This window comes from Paracholeplasma brassicae (assembly GCF_000967915.1).
GTDB lineage: Bacteria > Bacillota_I > Bacilli_A > Acholeplasmatales > UBA5453 > Paracholeplasma > Paracholeplasma brassicae.
Window position 1 is genome coordinate 1578497 of record NC_022549.1, and the last position, 19620, is coordinate 1598116.

General features: G+C 38.5%; 1 protein-coding gene. It reads right to left on the reverse strand.

Translation table 11 applies throughout. The annotated features are described in order from the left end of the window. Positions 1 to 4: 4 nt before the first annotated feature. Positions 5 to 18715 (reverse strand): InlB B-repeat-containing protein, encoded by an 18711-nt coding sequence (locus tag BN853_RS07410; RefSeq protein WP_030005325.1) that lies wholly within the window; start codon positions 18713 to 18715, stop codon positions 5 to 7. Between the last annotated feature and the right edge of the window lie 905 nt (positions 18716 to 19620).

Genomic DNA, 19620 nt, shown 5'->3' on the forward strand with positions numbered 1-19620 from the left:
TCTACTACCCTAATTGAGTTGCCCTTCCACTGACGTATTGTTGTAACTTGTTTAAGTCAAGAACGTTAATTAAATCGTCCTCATTAATTAATGCTGCCAATAACATTTCAGGTTTAATTTCAACCTTACTTGCCACGTGTAGGTTTAACGTATTGTAATCTAGTACGTTTATAATTCCGTCCCCATTAATATCGCCTTTTAATACCACTCGTACACGGTCTTTAATTTGACCTTCTGAGTCTCTTAAGACGATTTGTAACCCCGTATAAATCACTAAGGATAGATCAGTGACTGGGTTTGATTCGTGATCTAAAAATTCAATCGAATCGTTAATAAATTTGTTTTTTAAATCCGCTAGTGTTTCGTTGATTACTAAGCCAATCAAGTAAACCGGCAATGTACTTTCCTCTCTTTTTTCGATTGGAATGATCGTTGTAATCTCGGCATAAACAAGACTTAGGGTGTCATGAAACTCTTCTTTTAATACTAAGTATCCATCATAAACATACCTTGCTTTTAAGGTAATAAAACCTATGGTCCCGTCCTCAATCTCAGTGATGATTGTTTGACCTGTTTGTGCTCTTTTTACTTGTCTACCTAATACTTCTTTTTCATTTAAGTCTTCTTTTATCTCTACGAGTTCCCACCCGATAAACTTATGGTCTTCTTTCGTAGGTACTGGTAAGACTTTAAGTGGATTTTCGATGGTGTATGGATCACTTGGGATTTCATTACCACCATCGGTATCGTAAGTGACCTCATAAACTATTGGGTCAAATGCTGCATATAACTCAAGATTACCTGCAGTTTCATAGACGAAATTTGCCCCATTAGGGTATAAAATAACCTCGCTATCTGGACTTGTTTTCCATCCGCTAAACTGATAGCCTCGTTTGGTAAAGTTTGCCTCACTCAAGGAAACTTCGCTGCCGTAGGTGATAACCTCACTTTCAAGACCGCCACCATCCACATCAAACGCATAATAGACAATTTGATATTTATTTGGTCTAAAGATTGGTCTTACCTCAACGTCTTTTTTAATTGAGGTTAATTCTTGGTCCCATTTCACAAACCCAAAACCATCCCTTAGTGGGGTTGGAATTGGATCTAAATCAAAATCGACTGCTTCGTTGTGTTTTTTGATTAAGTCAATTTCATAAGTATCATAGATGAAGGTAACTGTAAAACGTCTAATTTCTTCTTTAAATATTGGGTAAATATGGAGGTCACTATAAACTTCGTTGTAGTCCTTGTCATACCCTTCAAAGAGGTATTCGTAGCGCTCAGTCATCACCCTTGTTGGCACTCGAACCGGTGTGTTAGCCGCTTTTGAGTATTCAACGATTTGTAAGTCTAAGACAAACCCATTGCCATCGTAGAAATAAACTTTAAACGTTACAGGCACTTCTTCAAACACCGCATAAAACTCAATTGAATAGGTCAATTGATTTGGCACGGTCTTATCCCAACCCACAAAACGGAACTCTGTGCTACCGGTACCTTCTTTAAATGGCACCGATGGCGAGATAATCACACTGCCATATCGGCCTTTTTCTTGTTTTAAAATCGTCGTGTGATCTTCATCATAAAACGTGTACGTGTAAAGTCTTAAGACTGGCACATAACGCACTTGAACTTCAATGTCTTTTGTGATGTAGTTAAATGACTTGTCCCAACCAGCAAATATGTATTCGTATTCAGTGGTTGGCGGTTTAGTCGGTATCAAATCAAACGTTGGTTCGGTTGCCCCTGTGCCATAAAGCACGTCTTGTTTTTTAATGGTGTTGCCAAACTCATCAACAAATGTGACCGTATAGCTTTGTAAGAAGCGGCTAAATACAGCTTCAATCGTTAGGTCATTTTTCACCGATACCGGTCTTGATCCCCACATTCTAAAGACATAGTAGTATTGATCATTTTCTGCTTTTTCAGGTATACCTGTTGGTAGTATGCCATCAAGCCCGTAGCTTACATAGTCTTCATAAAAGACGTTATGATTACCATCCAAGTAAGTGACTTTGAATGTTCGAGTCTCACTATCATAAACTGGATGGAATTCTAGATTTTCTGTGATTATTAATGGTACGTTTTGATCAAATCCGATAAACGTATAAATAAACTGCTCATCGGTTTCTTTGGTTGGTCCATTTGGTATGTTTATGGTTGTCCCATAAGGGGCATGAATTTCTTTATAAATATTGCCCTCTGAATCAAAAAATGTGTAGGTATATTCGTTCTTTTCTTCAATAATCAATACCGTGACTTTCGTATCTTCATAAATCGAATCAAACGATCGATCAAATTGATAAGAATATCTATATTCAGCTGTATCCTCAGGTAGTATGATTACCTCAGGTGCTGTCGCCTTATGACCAAACTGAACGAACTCTTCTTTCAAGACTTGATCAAATTCATCCACAAATATGACTGTGTATCTTCTAACTTCTTGTTTAAAAAGTGCCTTGATGATACGGTTTTCTTGAACATTTGTTAAATAATCCTCATAGCCAATAAATGTATAGCTAAATTCGTTTGAAGGCGTTTTTAACGGGATACCATTTGGTCGAATGGCGTCTTTGCCAAATAAAACAATTTGCTCGTCAAATACTTTTCCATCACCATCTAAGAAGGTAACTTCAAATTGATTATTCAGTTCTTGATAAACCGCATACGTAATAATGTCTTTTTTGACTTTAGTTACGTCTTGGTCAAACCCATCAAAGACGTAGCGATAAAGCTCGGTTGATGGTTTACTAAATGGTCCTTGTGGCAGGATGCCATCACTTAAGTATGAGACGCGTTCTTCTTTAATCAAACTCATGTCGTAGTCGAAGTAGGAAACGGTATAATACCTAGGAATTTCATCAAATAAGACATAAATCGTCCGATCTTCTTTGATGTTTAGTAAGCTACCTTCTAATCCGGTTGCTGCGAATATCGTCTCTTCATCAATCACATCAAAAGGGATTAAATCAATCGGATTATACGCGTCTTTTTGATATTCTACGATTTGTTCAAAAAGTAGTGTTTCAACGCCTAAACGTTCATGTACGAAAGACACTTTATAATACCTTGCAACCTCATCAAAAATCGGATAGACATCTAAATCAGAGGTCACACTTGAAAGGTTCTCTTTGTCAAATCGGTTAAATAGATAATAAATGGTCTCACTTGGTGTTTTACTAACTTCTTTTGGCGGTGTTGATGCCATGCCGTATAACACACGTTGAGTTAAAACAATTTCGTTATCGCCATTATAGAAGTTCACAATAAATTCATTGAGTTCTTCTTGATACATCGGGTATAAATCAAGGTTCTTGTTTACAAATGAACTGTCTTCACTAAACCCAATAAATACGTAGTGGTACTGCTCATCTTTTGGTTTTTCAGGAACTAAAACAGTTGAGGCTTTATTACCATATTCCACGATTTCGGTGTAGAATAGTTGATCAAACGCGTCATAGAAATTAACCACGTAATAGCGATCAACTTCATCAAATAACGCTTTGATTGTTAGATCCGAGCTAATGTCACTAAAACCTCGATCATAGCCTTTAAATAAATAAATGAACTCATCCGTTTTCTCTTTTTTAGGTGTTAAACTTGGTGCGATTGCGTCATTGCCTTTTAAGACATGTTGAACTTCTAAGATGTTTAAGTCCCCATCAAGGAAGGTAACAACGTAATAATGATACGACGCTTCGAAAATGGCTTCAATCACCACGTTTTCTTTAATGTTCGTTAAGCTAGTAACAACCTCACTACCAACCACCCAGTGTGAAAACTCATAGCTATACTGCTCATTGCCTGTTTTAATAGGGCTAGGTAGGTTAAAGTTTGATCCATGATTGACCACATGTGTGGTTGTTTCATCGCCATTGATTACCGTCACTTCATAGGTTCTAATTCGGTTGATATAGGTTGCTTTGACAACCAAGTCCGAGGTAATTGAACTGAAGTCTTTATCCCACCCCATGAAGACATACTCGTAAGCTTCTCTTGAATCTGTTCTAACGGGTGGTGTTGGTGCAGTTGCACTATCTAAGTATTCCACGCGTTGTTGTTTTAAAATTAAATTCAAATCATAACCATAAAAAGTCACCGTGTAATACCGGTCAACCTCAACAAATGATGAGGTTATGATTCTATCTTCTCTAACGTCTTTTAAACTTTCGTTCCATGAGACAAACTGGTAAGCAACCTCACCAACGGCTTGTTTTCGAGGTACACCCACTGGCATTGTTGCCTCCTTACCATAAAGCACTTCTTTGGTTTCATAGACTTGGTTATTGCCATCCATGAACGTTACGGTATATGGTCTTAGATTTTCAATAAAGATTGGTTCGATAACCGTATCTTCTTTAATCATCAAATACGCTTCATCCCAATGTGAAAAGACGTAGGTGTGTGATACGGTTTGTTCTTTTTCTGGAATGCCATCTGGTCTAGGTGCTTCACTTAGGTATTCGACCTCATAGGTTTCTCCAAATGGTAAGCCGTTACCATCAACGTAACTGACCGTGTAATAGCGGTCAATCTCTTCAAAGAGGGCTTGAACAACAAGGTCACCCTCAATTCGGTCAAACGTCTTGTCCCAGCCAATGAACTTATAGGCATATGGACCAAATGGGTCTTTTCTAGGTAGCCCGCTCGGTTCTACGGCTTGTTCAAAGTATTTGACTTGTTGGGTTTCAAACCGTTTGAAATTGCCATCTAAGAACGTCACTTCGTAATAACGGTCTTCTTCGAGGTAAGTTGCATAAACCTCTAAGTTTTCCTTGATACTTGTAACGTCTTGATCATACCCATTAAATGTATAGTGCTTATCAACACTTGATGCTTTGGTTGGGTCTATTTCTGGTTTGATGGCGTCTTTTAAATACTCGACTTGACTGCTTTGAATTAAACTACCATCGTCGTTTCTAAAGTTGATGGTGTAATACCTTGGAACCTCTTTGAATATTGGCATAATCGTATAGGCTTGTTTAATGGATTCATTAAAATTGAAATCCCAACCCATAAATTCGTAAGCGAAACTATCAAAGCGCTTCGAAGGTATTTGTAATGGTACGTCTGCTTGTGTGCCGTATTCAACTTTTTGAGTCGTAAAGAAGTTGCCATCACCATCTAAGAATGTTAGTTGATAATAGCGATCAATTTCAGTGAAATTGGCTTTAATGTCTACTGGTTTTGTGATCATCTGATCAAAATCAAACAACCAGGACTCAAATTCGTAGATCTTTGTAAGACTTTGATTCTTTAATGGGATTAAATCCGTTTGACTGATGTAATCACCATGTGCAATCGTTTCTTCGTGAATGACTTGGTTATTGCCATCGATAAAACGCACCAAATGCATGGCAATTTGATAATTCGCGCTGACGTAAATGTCTTTGTTATGATCAAAAGGCTCAATACTTTTTGCGTCTCTCACCGTTATTTTCGTTGGTTCACTGTTTTCTTCTAATACATACCAACCTTCTAACTCAAACCCAAACTTAAATGGGATTTGAAGTTGGTAGTGTTCATTTTCTAAGACGTAACTGAATAACACATCATTATTGTCATCGGCGTCTTGATAGTCATAATGAACTTTATAGAGTGTCGTTGATGTCGACTCAAACGATAACGCTCTAACGGTATCACTTTGGTGTTTAGAGAAAACGACCAATTGTGGGTAGTTTTCACCTGAGGTATTGAAGTTTGTTTGAAACACCGTTTGATTGAGGTTCATTTTTAAGTTACCAGTACCGATTGATGATAAGCCCGTCATGTAGGCTTTATCTAGCCCGTAAACACTATTAGAGTTACTCGAATTTGAGACCGCTCTTGTTGGTTTGATTAGACCATCAAAATCACGATACGCCCCAAGAATTCTTGTGTCATAATAACTATTATAAGCGTGCATTTCATCTAAATAGCCCGCGATTGCTCCAACGGCACTTGTCCCATAAACCACACCTATGTTATAGGAATCACTTAAGGTGTTGGCTAAAAATCCAACCACACCACCGGTGTAATTTTTACCAACGATGCGGCCTTTATTGTAAGTGTATAGAATACTACCGGCATTATATCCAGCAATCCCTCCGGTGTTGTTTGACCCGGTGACTTCTGCTTGGTTATAAACCTGTTCAATAGCACCATCGTTATAACCAACAATACCGCCAGTATAGTCTTTGCCTGTAATTTTGCCAGAAACACTCAGTGATGTGACAAAACCATAAGTACCTAAGTATCCAAATAGCCCTTGGTAATCTTCTGTTTTGACCAAGTTTAAATGGAAGTTTGATCCATTACCATCAAAATGACCATTAAACGGATTGGTCTTAGTACCGATCGCATTAAAGTAATAACCCAGGTCACTTCTTGTGAAATCAAAACCATCGGTATCTTCACTGACTTTAAAATAGATGCCCTCGTAATCATTACCACTATTGGTTGTTTCAAAAAGTAAGATAACGTCACTTTCATCTTTGATGATGTATGGGTCATCTTTTGTGCCTTGTCCAACAACAAAGGTCGTTGTGGTTACTGATTGATGTGAATCGGCTTTGACAAATTCTAACTGACTATTCTTAAAATAAGTCAACTCAGGGTAATACGCTTCTTTTTGGACACTCGGTTTTGTACTAAAAAGTGAACCGTTACTAAAGTTCAGTTGATGCGGATGCGTACCGATTGAACTTTGACTCACCATTTGACCATGAAATAACCCGCGTAGGTTATTACTGTCTGCCAGTTCATAATTACCGATTGCTTTTGTTGGTGTGCTTAGGGTGTCATCGGTTGATGCTAATAATAATTGATCGTAATACGCATTATTAATTTGTCCACCCAAGGTTTGTCCAACAACAAAACCAAGCTCTGTTTTTGAGAAAACAAGCCCTGAGACGTAAGCATCCGTTAAGTAACCAGCGTCTAGTTTACCAACAATACCACCAGATATGGTTTCTTTTGACGATACTTTTCCACTATGATACACACCAGTGATTCTACCGCTTGAGTCGTTTTGAAGCCCTGCGATGCCACCTGAAATATCACCAGAGGCGCTAATGATCCCATCGTTATAGGATTCGCTTATACTACCTCTATTCTCACCAGCAATCCCGCCAGTGACGGTAACACCTGTAACAAGTGCCTTATTGTATGATTTAGATACTTCAAATCGGTTTAACCCTGTGATTCCACCGACCTGAGCATCACCTTTAATCTCTTTATGGTTACTTGAATTTGTAATCACACCTTCATTTTCACCAACAATCCCACCAATATAGGAACCTTGTGCGCTAATGCTTCCGAAGTTTCTTGCATTTGTAATCGTCCCGTAGTTTACCCCAACAACCCCACCAATCGCGTTTGCGCCATCAGTCGTTGTCCCAAGACTATCAATCTTGACGTAGTTTGATACATTTTCAATTTTCCCGAAATTTCTTCCAGCGATGCCGCCTAAGTAACTTCGACCAAGGATTTCTCCTGAAGTATTTAAGTTTTTAACCAAACCATCCTTACCAATCGTATGAAATAAACCAAGGTAATCGTCATTGGATCTGCTTTGATTTAAAATGACATTAATGCCGTTAAAGTCAAACTGACCTCTAAAGGCATTCTCATCGTTACCAAGTGGTTGATAATAAACCCCTTCAACGGTGGTATCGATGACTGTGACCCCTGGTGCTACTTCAAAATATTTACCTAAGAAGTGGTTTTCATTTTCTAAGAACGTATGAATAATCATTAAATCAAAGGCGTCTTTAACTAGGTAAGGACTTAATTTTGTCCCATCTCCCTGTAACGTTTGATCCTTAACGGATTCAAGTGAATCTGCCTTCATCGTTGGATTTGAGTGCTTGCTGAAATAAGAAAGCTGTGGGTAATAAGACGTGAAGTCATTTCCACTTAAGCGTTCGTACTCACTTAATGTTAAATTCATTTGTTCATCGTTTGTTCCTATGGCAGTTAGACCAGTCATTTGAGGCAGTTTTAGCCCCTTAACACTTTGTGTCTCTAGTTCATTACCAATAGCACTTGAAATCGTTAGGTAGGTGTTTGACCCTTTTTGAGTATTAACACGGTCTAGGTCATAATAACTGTTGTTTATGACGCCTAAATTCTCTAAGACAAGGCCAGCGCCATTTGTCCTAGTTTCAATTAACCCAGAGACAAATGTTTCATCGATTGTCCCCTCATTGATGAGGACAAGACCTGCCGCATGACTATTTGTTGTGATATGTCCTGTGTGGTAACTTTGATAAATCTCACCAAAATTATGTAATACAAGACCAGCTGCATTTTTTGTTGAAGCCGTCACTAAACCGTAGTTGAAACTTTGAACTAAACTTGAATTTAATCCTAAATATGGCGTGATTCCGGCCGAATTTTGACTTGAGGAAACGCTGCCTTTATTATAAACGTGACTGATCGTGGTGTTTGGACCTTGATGCCCTGTGATCCCACCCGCATACGATTGACTTGCGTTGACATTCCCATGGTTATAAGATTCACTTAAATCACCCAAGTGATAGCCCACAAGACCACCCGCATAAGACTGTGCGTATATTTGTGCGTCATTACTCGTATTAAATAAGATACCTTCGTTGTAGCCAACCACACCACCAACGTAATTGAGACCTGAAACATAACCACTCGTCAAGACATTTGATACCTTAGCACTTTGGCTAATTGAACCAAAAAGCCCAACGTTATCTTTCTCTTCTTCTAATCGAAGTGTGATAGTTGAATTAGCGAAGTCGATCTGTCCATCAAATGGGATTAACCCACCGATTGGTTTAAACCCGTTAGAAGTTAAATCAAATACTAGATTCTCTTCATACACACTAAAATGCGTACTTAGTGTATCATACCCATCATTTACCAATAAAGAAAGACTCACTAAATCTTGATTGCTCATGATTAAATAAGGCGATTCAATGGTGCCTAAGCCTTGGAATAAACTTCGAGTAACTGAGCTTAACGAGGCTTCTTTAATGCTAATGTTGCTATTATCACTAAAAACTCTAAGTTGTGGATGGTAAATTACATAACCTTTATTTGTTGTTGTCTTAAAAGAAGACCCAAGGGTTGCATGCTCTAAATACCCACCCGATAATTCACTACTTGATAAACCCTTAACTGATCCATTATCTGCTTGAGTTGATATTGCTCTTGATGGTTTTACCCCTGTTTGAGCATTTAATACGGATTGGTCATAATAAATGGCCTCAGTGATTGCATTTTGGTCGACATTACCAATCAGTGCACCTAAATAAGATACCCCGGTCACTTCACCAATGTTATAGCCTCGTTTAACACTACCTGAGGCAAAACCGACAAGACCGCCGATGTAGGATCTACCTTTGATAAGACCGGTTTGATAGACGTCTTCAATCCTTGCATCTTTAGAAAGCGCACCGGTAATACCACCTGCGTAATCGTAGCGTTCAACTTGTATGTTGCCCTCATTATAACTATTTAGGATAACCCCATCATTATAACCGCTAATACCACCCGCGTAATAATCATAGCTAATAACTTCTGCTTGGTTATACACGTTTTCAATTAAACCAGCGTTACGCCCTGCAATCCCACCACTGAAACGAGAGCCACTTCTTACTAAGCCATCAACTGATAGATTTCTGACCACACCATTTCTACCGATATAGCCAAATAAACCTTGGTAGTAAGCACTACGATTGATGTCAATCATGAATTTCGCAAAACTGCCATCAAATGACCCTTCAAATGGGTAGGTTTGATTACCAATCGGTACGTAGTTTGATCCAAACACTGATAAATCAATGAAATCGACACTAGGACTTACTTTAAAGAATAAGCCCTTCATTGTATTTCTTGAGACAATGAGTTCCGATAAAGCCTTCATGTCATCTTCGTTATAAATAATGTAAGGGTCTGTTTCGCTACCTGTACCTGTTTTAAATCTCATATGTTTAACTGAATCAATTGAGGCGTCTTTAATGACTTGGTTACTTGATTTTGCAAATACGTTTAATTGAGGATAGTAAATCTCAAACCCGTTTGGTGCTAATGCAACCCATTTGCTTGAATCACTAAATGAGAAGTTCACCAAAGTCCCTTCGTGCATTTGAGCACTTGTTAAACCTAAAACAGTCGACTGATTTTCTTCATTTGAAATCGCGCTTGTGGCATTGATGTACCCTTCTTTTGATTTTAGCGTGGCAATTTCCTCATTATAGTACGAGCCAGAAACTAGTCCCGAATTATACCCAATGACCCCGCCGACCGCATCAATACCATAAATCTCAGAAACGGCGTATGTATCACTTAATTGTCCGAGTTGATAGCCCACTAGTCCACCAACAAATGAAACACCAACGGTTTGGTTGATGACATAAGCGTTTTTGATAATCCCTTCGTTAAATCCAACGAGCCCACCAACGGCCTCATTACCTAAAACGTCAGCGGTTGAATAGACGTTCGATAAAATACCTTCTAAATAACCCGCTACAGCACCTGTGTTGTTATTACCAACCACTTTGCCTGTAACAGAGAAATTTTCTAGGTTTGCATCAATCCCCACATAACCAAATAACCCCGTATCATCGCCTTGTGATAAATCGAGCCTAAATTCGATGCCTCTACCATCAAAATAACCATTAAACTTGTTTTGACTTGTCCCGATTGATTGGTAGTCCAAGCCCGTTAGGGTAAGGTCAAATAAGGTTGCGTTATTTCGCACCTTAAAGTAAGTATCATTAAATGCTTCACCACCATTGACAAGATTTGATAATAATTTCATGTCATAGGCATTGACTAAAATATAGGGTGATTCGTTTGTCCCAAGTCCAGCAAACAAGTAAGATTCCACTGAAATCAGTGACTCTTCTTTAATCAAATCAGATGATTCGAACACTTGTAGTCTTGGGTAATACGCATGTATCCCATCATTTTCTTGTAATAGAAAAACTGTTTTATCTAACGTTAATTGATTGAGCCCTGTTAAATAAGACTTACCAACACCGACGACATTTTCTTGATCCAAGACGTTAGATATTGCACGTATTGGACTTGATAAAGTCGTTCTTCCGTCAGCCTCAATAATCGACGTATCATAATAAGAATCAAAGGTTGACGATGTCCCTGCTTGAAAACCAACCAACCCACCGACGTTATTTAAGCCTCGAACAAGACCAGCACTGTAGGTTTGATTGATGTGACTTTGATTTAAATACCCTATAAGACCACCGATGTATGAGCTTGTTGAACTAATGTTTCCTCGGTTATAAGCATAGGATAATTTTGAGTTAAGCTCCAAACTACCAAACAAACCACCAACGTAGGAAACCCCATGAACATTACCGTAATTATAAACATCGTCAATGGTTGACTTATCGGCATGTCCGACTAGGCCACCAACACGAGAACCTGTCGAAAGGACATTAGAAAATTGATAACTCTCTTTTAAGCTTGAGTTACTTAACTGTCCAACCAAACCACCCACGTAGTTTCTACCTGTTACCATCACGTGACTTGATACTTGACTTAAGCTTGAGTTAAGTGAGTAACCAACCACACCACCTAAGTAGTCTCTACCGCTCAGGTTTCCCTCAACTCTTAAATTTTTAATGCTGCCTGATTCAACAAAACCAAACAGCCCTTGATAATCACTCGTTGTATAAGTAAGACTTAGGATAAATGTGGCGTGATTACCATCAAAATGTCCTTTGAATCGTCTTGTATTTGAACCTATTGCATAAAAGTTAATGCCTTCTTTGGTTAAATCAAGTGTCTCTACCCCATCCATGACCTTAAAGTAAAGTCCTGTTAAGGAATCTTCTTTTGACACCTCAGATAAGACCATCATGTCTTCTTCATGTCTAATCAAATATGGATTAGCTGCATCCCCAGAGCCGCTCGCAAATCGAATCAACCTGACAGACACGGCTGAATTATTACGGATCGTCGCATTCACGTTTGTTTTAAATGTCGTTAATTGGAGTGTGTAGTCATACATCCCTGAAGACGCTTGAGTCGAAAAATGATCCGCTTCTAAATCAAGCCCGTCAAACCCAAATAAAATTTCACGTTCGACACCCGTCACGTCACCACTGTTTTGTTCGTTACCCACCGAAAAACTCGGTTTGATGCCAACACTTGGTGTGTAGAATTCAATTAGCGTACGGTTATAATATGAAGCACTAATTGTGCCGGCATTAAAGCCCAAAACACCGCCGACATAATTAGCCCCTGAGGTTTTACTTGAGCCATAGGTTTGACTAATCACACCATTGTTGTACCCGACGACACCACCAACGTAAGTGCCTGTTGAGATAACCTCACCCGTGTGATAAGCGTATTCTAAACTACCTAAAAGATGGCCAACCAACCCACCCGTGTGATTAATCCCAGACACAGAAACGGTTGAATAAACCTCAGATAGCGCACCAGCCATATAACCAGCAAGACCACCAGTAGCATTACGCCCCTTAACAACACCTGATACAGACACATTTCTGATGGTTGCCTCACTTGAGGCATATCCAAACAAACCGACGTAATTGTCTGTTTGATTAATATTCAGATTTATATTAGCAAACGCGCCATCAAAATGCCCTCTAAATGGTCGATCAAGCGCACCGATTGGTTTAAACCCTGTGTTTGCTAAGTCGAAAGATGAGAGATTTGAACCAACCAAATAGTACGTATCAAGCGCACTAAAATCAGCCGTTATCGAATTAGATAGGTTGATTAAATCGCCTTCATTATTGATTAAATATGGACTATCTTTTGTCCCATCACCTAAGAACGGGTTCGTTCTAACCGATAACATCGACGCTTCTTTCACAGAGGTAATGGCACTACTTTCAAACGTTTTCAACTGAGGATAGTACGCGTAATTACCTTCAATTGGGTAATACGTGAAATAGGTTTGACCTAACTTATCAATTAACCCTTCTGCAATCATTTGCGTTTTTAAAAGCGCACTCGCAGATGGTGTTAGTGATGGGATATTATTTTTCGGTTTTTGATACCCTTGGTAGAGTGACGTATCATAATAAAGATTACTTCTAACGTTACCTGAGGCACTGTAGTTTTGAAGACTGTCTTGTCCAATGACCCCACCAACGTTGGTGTTTGATGAGACTAAGCCTGCGTTATATAGGTTACTCACATTATTATAAACATAAGTAGAATATGCAATTCGGATATAGCGGTAAGTGAATCCTAAGATACCACCAACCGAATCATTACCAACAATCTCTGCTCGGTTGTATCCATTTGATAAGGTGCCTTGGTATAAGAAACCAACAAGCCCACCAACATATGAACCAGTCGAGGTGATATCACCGTTATTATAGGTTTGATCAACCACACCAGCCTCATGACGACCGACGATACCACCAATGTAGTTTCTACCATTAATCACGGCCTCATTATATACATTTGAAATCGTCCCTGAAAGCTTATAGCCTACGACACCTGAGACGTAATCCAGTCCCGTAACTGAACCAGATACAGATAAGTTTTTAATTGTCCCATGACCAAAATAGCCAAAGAGCCCTTGGTAACTAGCTGTACTATTAATATCTAAAATGAACTCCGCATGGTTTCCATCAAACGACCCAAAGAATGGTTTCGTACTTGAACCAATTGGAACGAAATTGCCTAAATCAAATTGGCTGATGCCATCATCAACCTTAAAGAAAAAGCCTTTAAATGTGTTGCCTTTGTCGACCATTCGTTTTAATTCATCGATGTCTAGCTTGTCTTTAATTAAAAACGGAATATCCTCTGTACCTAAGCCTAAGCTTACATCGACTCTGACTGATTCAATTGAATTAGAAAGGATATCTTTTGTTTCGCTATTTCTAAATACGTTTAGTTGAGGGTAATAAGCCTCATTATCGGTCATCGCCTCAAAATAGAAAACATCACTCAATTTGGTGCTCATCTCTTTAAAGAACACACCACTATTGATACCTTGTGTTGAAGGATCAGTTGATGGTTTTGTCGTCTTCTTTTGATCGTAATTCGCGATCACCGTAATGTCATAGTAAAGATTGGTTCTTGGGTTATACCCACCACTATATACGGTTGGGTTATCATAACCAATCACCCCACCAGCGTAACTGTTTGCTGAAACGGTGCCTGAACTATAAACGTTATTGATGTTATTGTTTCGATACGTTGAGTAGTCGGTTCTTATCCCTAAATACGAATAGCCTACCACACCGCCAGCGTAAGAGGTTGCGATGACCTCACCACGGTTGTATGCCCCACTTAAAGTGGCACGTTCTAATAAACCGGTGATGCCACCGGCATAAGAACCTGCCGCCTCAATGGTTGCTGTGTTATAAACATTTCTTAGGGTACCACTGTTTTGTTCACCAACAATACCACCCACTCGGTTTAAACCTTTAACCGATCCTGATACCGAAAGATTTTCTATAATACCTGTACGAGTATAGCCGAAAAGACCTTGATAATTCAGGCCTGGGTTATCGATTGCTAAAATGAAGTTTGCGCCATTACCATCAAAGTTACCATCAAATGGTTTTGTATTTGAACCAATTGGGCTAAAATTACCCAGATCGATTTCACTGATGCCATCATCAACCTTAAAGTGAAAACTGAAGTAGGTATTTCCTAAGGCAACTTTTCTTGAGAGTTCTTCCATGTCAAAGGCATCACGAATGAGGAATGGAAACTCTTTTGTCCCTAGTCCATCACCCACATCATAAGCAGTTGATTGGTATGAATCATTTGAGATTCTTGTCTCACTATGATTTGAGAATGTAATCAATTGTGGGTAATATCCGGTTGTGCCATCTTTGGGTTCAAAGTGCCAAAGATTGGCGTTAAACCCTAAAGTGTCACTACTTGCGTAAACCAGATCGCTTGTGGTTTTCCCATAAGCGTGTCCAGTTACCGGTGGTTTTGTAGTCTTTGGTTGATCGTAGGTCACTAAGACCGACGTATCATAATATAAGTTACTTCTGACGTTACCTGATGCTGTATAGTTTTGAAGGCTGTCTTGTCCAATGACCCCACCAACGTTGGTGTTTGATGAAACAAGACCACTACTATATAAGTTACTCACATTATTATAAACATAAGTAGAAGATGCAATTCGGATATAGCGGTAAGTGAATCCTAAGACACCACCAACCGAATCAATCCCAATAATCTCTGCTCGGTTGTATCCATTTGATAAGGTGCCTTGGTATAAGAAACCAACAAGCCCACCAACATATGAACCAGTCGAGGTGATATCACCGTTATTATAGGTTTGATCAACCACCCCAGCCTCATTACGACCAACAATACCACCAACAAAATTACGTCCTGTTAATATCGCTTCATTATATACATTTGATATCGTCCCTGAAAGCTTATAGCCTACGACACCTGAGACATAATCAAGTCCCGTAACTGAACCAGAGACAGATAAGTTCTTAATCTCACCATGACCAAAATAACCAAATAGTCCTTGGTAACTTAAACTACTATTAATATTTAAAATGAACTCCGCATGGTTTCCATCAAACGATCCAAAGAATGGTTTCGTACTTGAACCAATCGGAACGAAATTACCTAAATCAAACTGGCTGATACCTTCATCAACCTTGAAGAAAAAGCCTTTAAATGTGTTGCCTTTGTCAATCATCGATTTTAAGTCTTCTATATCTTCATTCGTACGAATCAAAAATGGAAAACTTTCAGTCCCAAGTCCATCGCCAACGTCCACTTGTGCATTTAACTTGGAACGATTGACAATAGAAGCTTCTTCATTGTCACTAAACACTTGTAATTCTGGGTAATACGCGAATCCACCCGATTCAGCTCTAAATGTAAAAGAGCTACTCAGTTTTTCACTCATCTCTTTAAAGAATACACCACTATTGATGCCTTGTGTTGAAGGATCAGTTGATGGTTTTGTTGTCTTCTTTTGATCGTAGTTCGCGATCACCGTAATGTCATAGTAAAGATTGGTTCTTGGGTTATACCCACCACTATAAACCGTTGGGTTATCATAACCAATGACCCCACCAGCGTAACTGTTTGCTGTTACAGTACCAGAACTATAGACGTTATTGATGTTATTGTTTCGATACGTTGAGTAGTCGGTCCTTATCCCTAAATAAGAATACCCTACCACACCACCCGCATAAGAGGTTGCGATTACCTCACCACGGTTGTATGCCCCACTTAAAGTGGCACGTTCTAATAAACCGGTGATGCCACCGGCATAAGAACCTGCCGCCTCAATGGTTGCTGTGTTATAAACATTTCTTAGGGTACCACTGTTTTGTTCACCAACAATACCACCCACTCGGTTTAAGCCTTTAACCGATCCTGATACCGAAAGGTTTTCTATAATACCTGTACGTGTATAGCCGAAAAGACCTTGATAATTCAGGCCTGGGTTATCGATGGCTAAAATAAAGTTTGCGCCATTACCATCAAAGTTACCATCAAATGGTTTTGTATTTGAACCGATTGGACTAAAATTACCCAGATCGATTTCACTGATGCCATCATCAACCTTAAAGTGAAAACTGAAGTAGGTATTTCCTAAGGCAACTTTTCTTGAGAGTTCTTCCATGTCAAAGGCATCACGAATGAGGAATGGAAATTCTTTAGTTCCTAGACCATCACCCACATCATAAGCAGTTGATAGGTACGAATCGTTTGAAATCCTTGTCACACTGTGTGCCTCAAATGACTTTAATTGAGGGTAGTATGCCACATCTTCTACTTTCTCAATGTATGACCAAATAGAGGAAGATAGACCAAGTGTATCAGGTGTTCCATAAAGTAATTCACTCGAGGTTTTCCCATAAGCGTGTCCAGTCACTTCTGGTTTAAGATTTTTTGGTTGATCGTAGGTCACTAAGACCGACGTATCATAATAAAGATTACTTCTAACGTTACCTGAGCCACTGTAATTTTGAAGACTGTCTTGTCCAATGACCCCACCAACGTTGGTGTTTGATGAGACTAAGCCTGCGTTATATAGGTTACTCACATTATTATAAACATAAGTAGAATATGCAATTCGGATATAGCGGTAAGTGAATCCTAAGATACCACCAACCGAATCATTACCAACAATCTCTGCTCGGTTGTATCCATTTGATAAGGTGCCTTGGTATAAGAAACCAACAAGCCCACCAACGTAAGAACCAGTAGAGGTAATGTCACCATTGTTATAGGTTTGATCAACCACACCAGCCTCATGACGACCGACGATACCACCAACGTAGTTTCTACCGTTAATCACGGCTTCGTTATACACATTTAAAATGGTGCCTGAAAGTTTATAACCCACAACACCAGAGATGTAATCCAGTCCCGTAACTGAACCAGATACAGATAAGTTTTTGATTGTCCCATGACCAAAATAACCAAATAGTCCTTGGTAACTTAAACTACTATTAATATTTAAAATGAACTCCGCATGGTTTCCATCAAATGATCCAAAGAATGGTTTCGTACTTGAACCAATCGGAACAAAGTTTCCAAGACTAAAACTACTTCTACCGTCGGCGACTTTAAAGAAAAAGCCAAGGTAGGTCTCACCTGTATTTATTTGATTTTTTAGGTTTTCAATGTCCGTCACTGTTTTAATTAAAAACGGTTTGTTTTCTGTACCTATCCCATTGGTTGTATCAACAGTAACAAACTCATTAGAATTCGCTTGAACATTCGAATTAGGACTCTCATTAAAATATTTTAACTCAGGATAAAAACTGAAATTACCCGTTGAATCTCTAAAAGTAAAGGTTTGATTTAATCTTGTAGACATACCCGTAAACATAACGCCACTATTAACACCTTGCCCACTTTGCGTGGTTGAGGGTTTAAGTGTTTTTGGTTGTTTATAGTTTGCTATGACAGTCACGTCATAGTAGATGTTATTTCTTGGGTTATTGCCACCACTGTAGACCGTTGGGTTATCATAACCAATGACCCCACCGGCATTAGAGTTTGCCGAGACAAGCCCACTAGAGTAAACGTGTGTGATTGAATTGTTTCTGTAAGTTGAATAGTCCGTTCTTATCCCTAAATAAGAATACCCAACGACCCCACCAGCATTAGCAACCGCAGTTACTTCACCTCGGTTGTAAGCAGAGGTTAACGTCCCACGCTCTAAAAGACCAATAATCCCACCAGCATGAGACCCAGTTGAATCAATTCTTGCCGTGTTGTAGACGTTTCTTACCTGTCCTGAGGCCAAATACCCAAGAACACCACCAACGTAATTTCTGCCTTTAACCGTTCCTGAAACAGAAAAGTTCTCTAAAATGCCTGTCCTTAAATAGCCAAAAAGCCCTTGATAATCAAGCGCTTCTTTTGTTTGGTCTAAAATGAAATTAACACCATAACCATCAAAATAACCATCAAATGGTTTGGTGTTTGAACCGATTGAAATAAAGTCGCCTAAATAAATTTCGGATAACGTCGCATCCACGGTAAAATACTTGCCAGCAAATGTGTTACCCTGAGAAACAAGTAAAGAAAGCTGATCCATATCTGCTTTCGATCCAATCACGTATGGGTTATCAAATGTCCCCGCCTCACTTAAAAAAACGGTCGCATACTGAGGGCTGCGTCGTTTGACTTCAATTACCTCAGATGATTTACTCGTTTGGGCAACGAAAAACGCCACGAAAGATAGCGTGATAATAAGCCCAACAAAACCCTTTAATAATTTCATGAAGTTTTTACTCATTTGGCAATTCTCCTATTTAAATAACGTCTTACTTATCTAAATGATAACACTAAAACGCTTTTATGTCATCATTTTTTTGAAAAAAAGACGAAATATATATATATTTAACGTAAAATCGCTTCATTAAGTCATGTCATAGAATGACAATAAAATTAATAAGTTAATATAATAAAAAATGTATTATAAACAAAATAATCGTATTTTGAAATGTCACTTTATATTTTTAGTGATTTCACTTTCATAAACCTTAGTAAGTTGAATTATGTAAAAATGAAGAAAAACACATACTTTAATAATAATCTTCTACTCAATACCAATTCATATTCGATACCATATACCTACAACATTTCTTGTAATTTACTCTATATTCTAGCGCACGGTAAAAGAGACATGTTAATATCAACACGACAAAAGATGATTCGCCTAATTATTTAGATGACTTATTAATATCGGTTAAGCCTAATCACATTGATTGTTAATGAAATTAAAAATTGACTCTTTGAAGCTGTCTCATTTTTCTTTACTTATTATGAAACAAAATATGATTGTATCTAGTGTTCTAAAAATTAGTAAAACTCGTTAACTGAGGGTTTTAGCTTGGTAATATTCTATTCACGACTACACAAAAATTGGTCGATATTTGGTGATTTTTTCAATCGATTGATATTTATAAATCTTCAGTCTATGACGAAATTGCTTGTTAACCCTTTTCTTCATTTCATTTAAAGGTGACTAGTCATTTGTGCGATTCATAAGATATGGTCCATCAAACGATTGTTTTTCATCGGTACAATTAGATTCATAATTACATTTCAAGAGTGTTTCATTTTATCCGCATATTAGAAGAAAACACAATACCCATTTATCTTTGAATTTCAAATTATGAAATAATTACAAAGTGTTCA

Excerpts from the sequence above, each read along its gene's own strand:
- BN853_RS07410 (WP_030005325.1), bottom strand. The coding sequence starts at position 18,715 with ATGAGTAAAAACTTCATGAAATTATTAAAGGGTTTTGTTGGGCTTATT.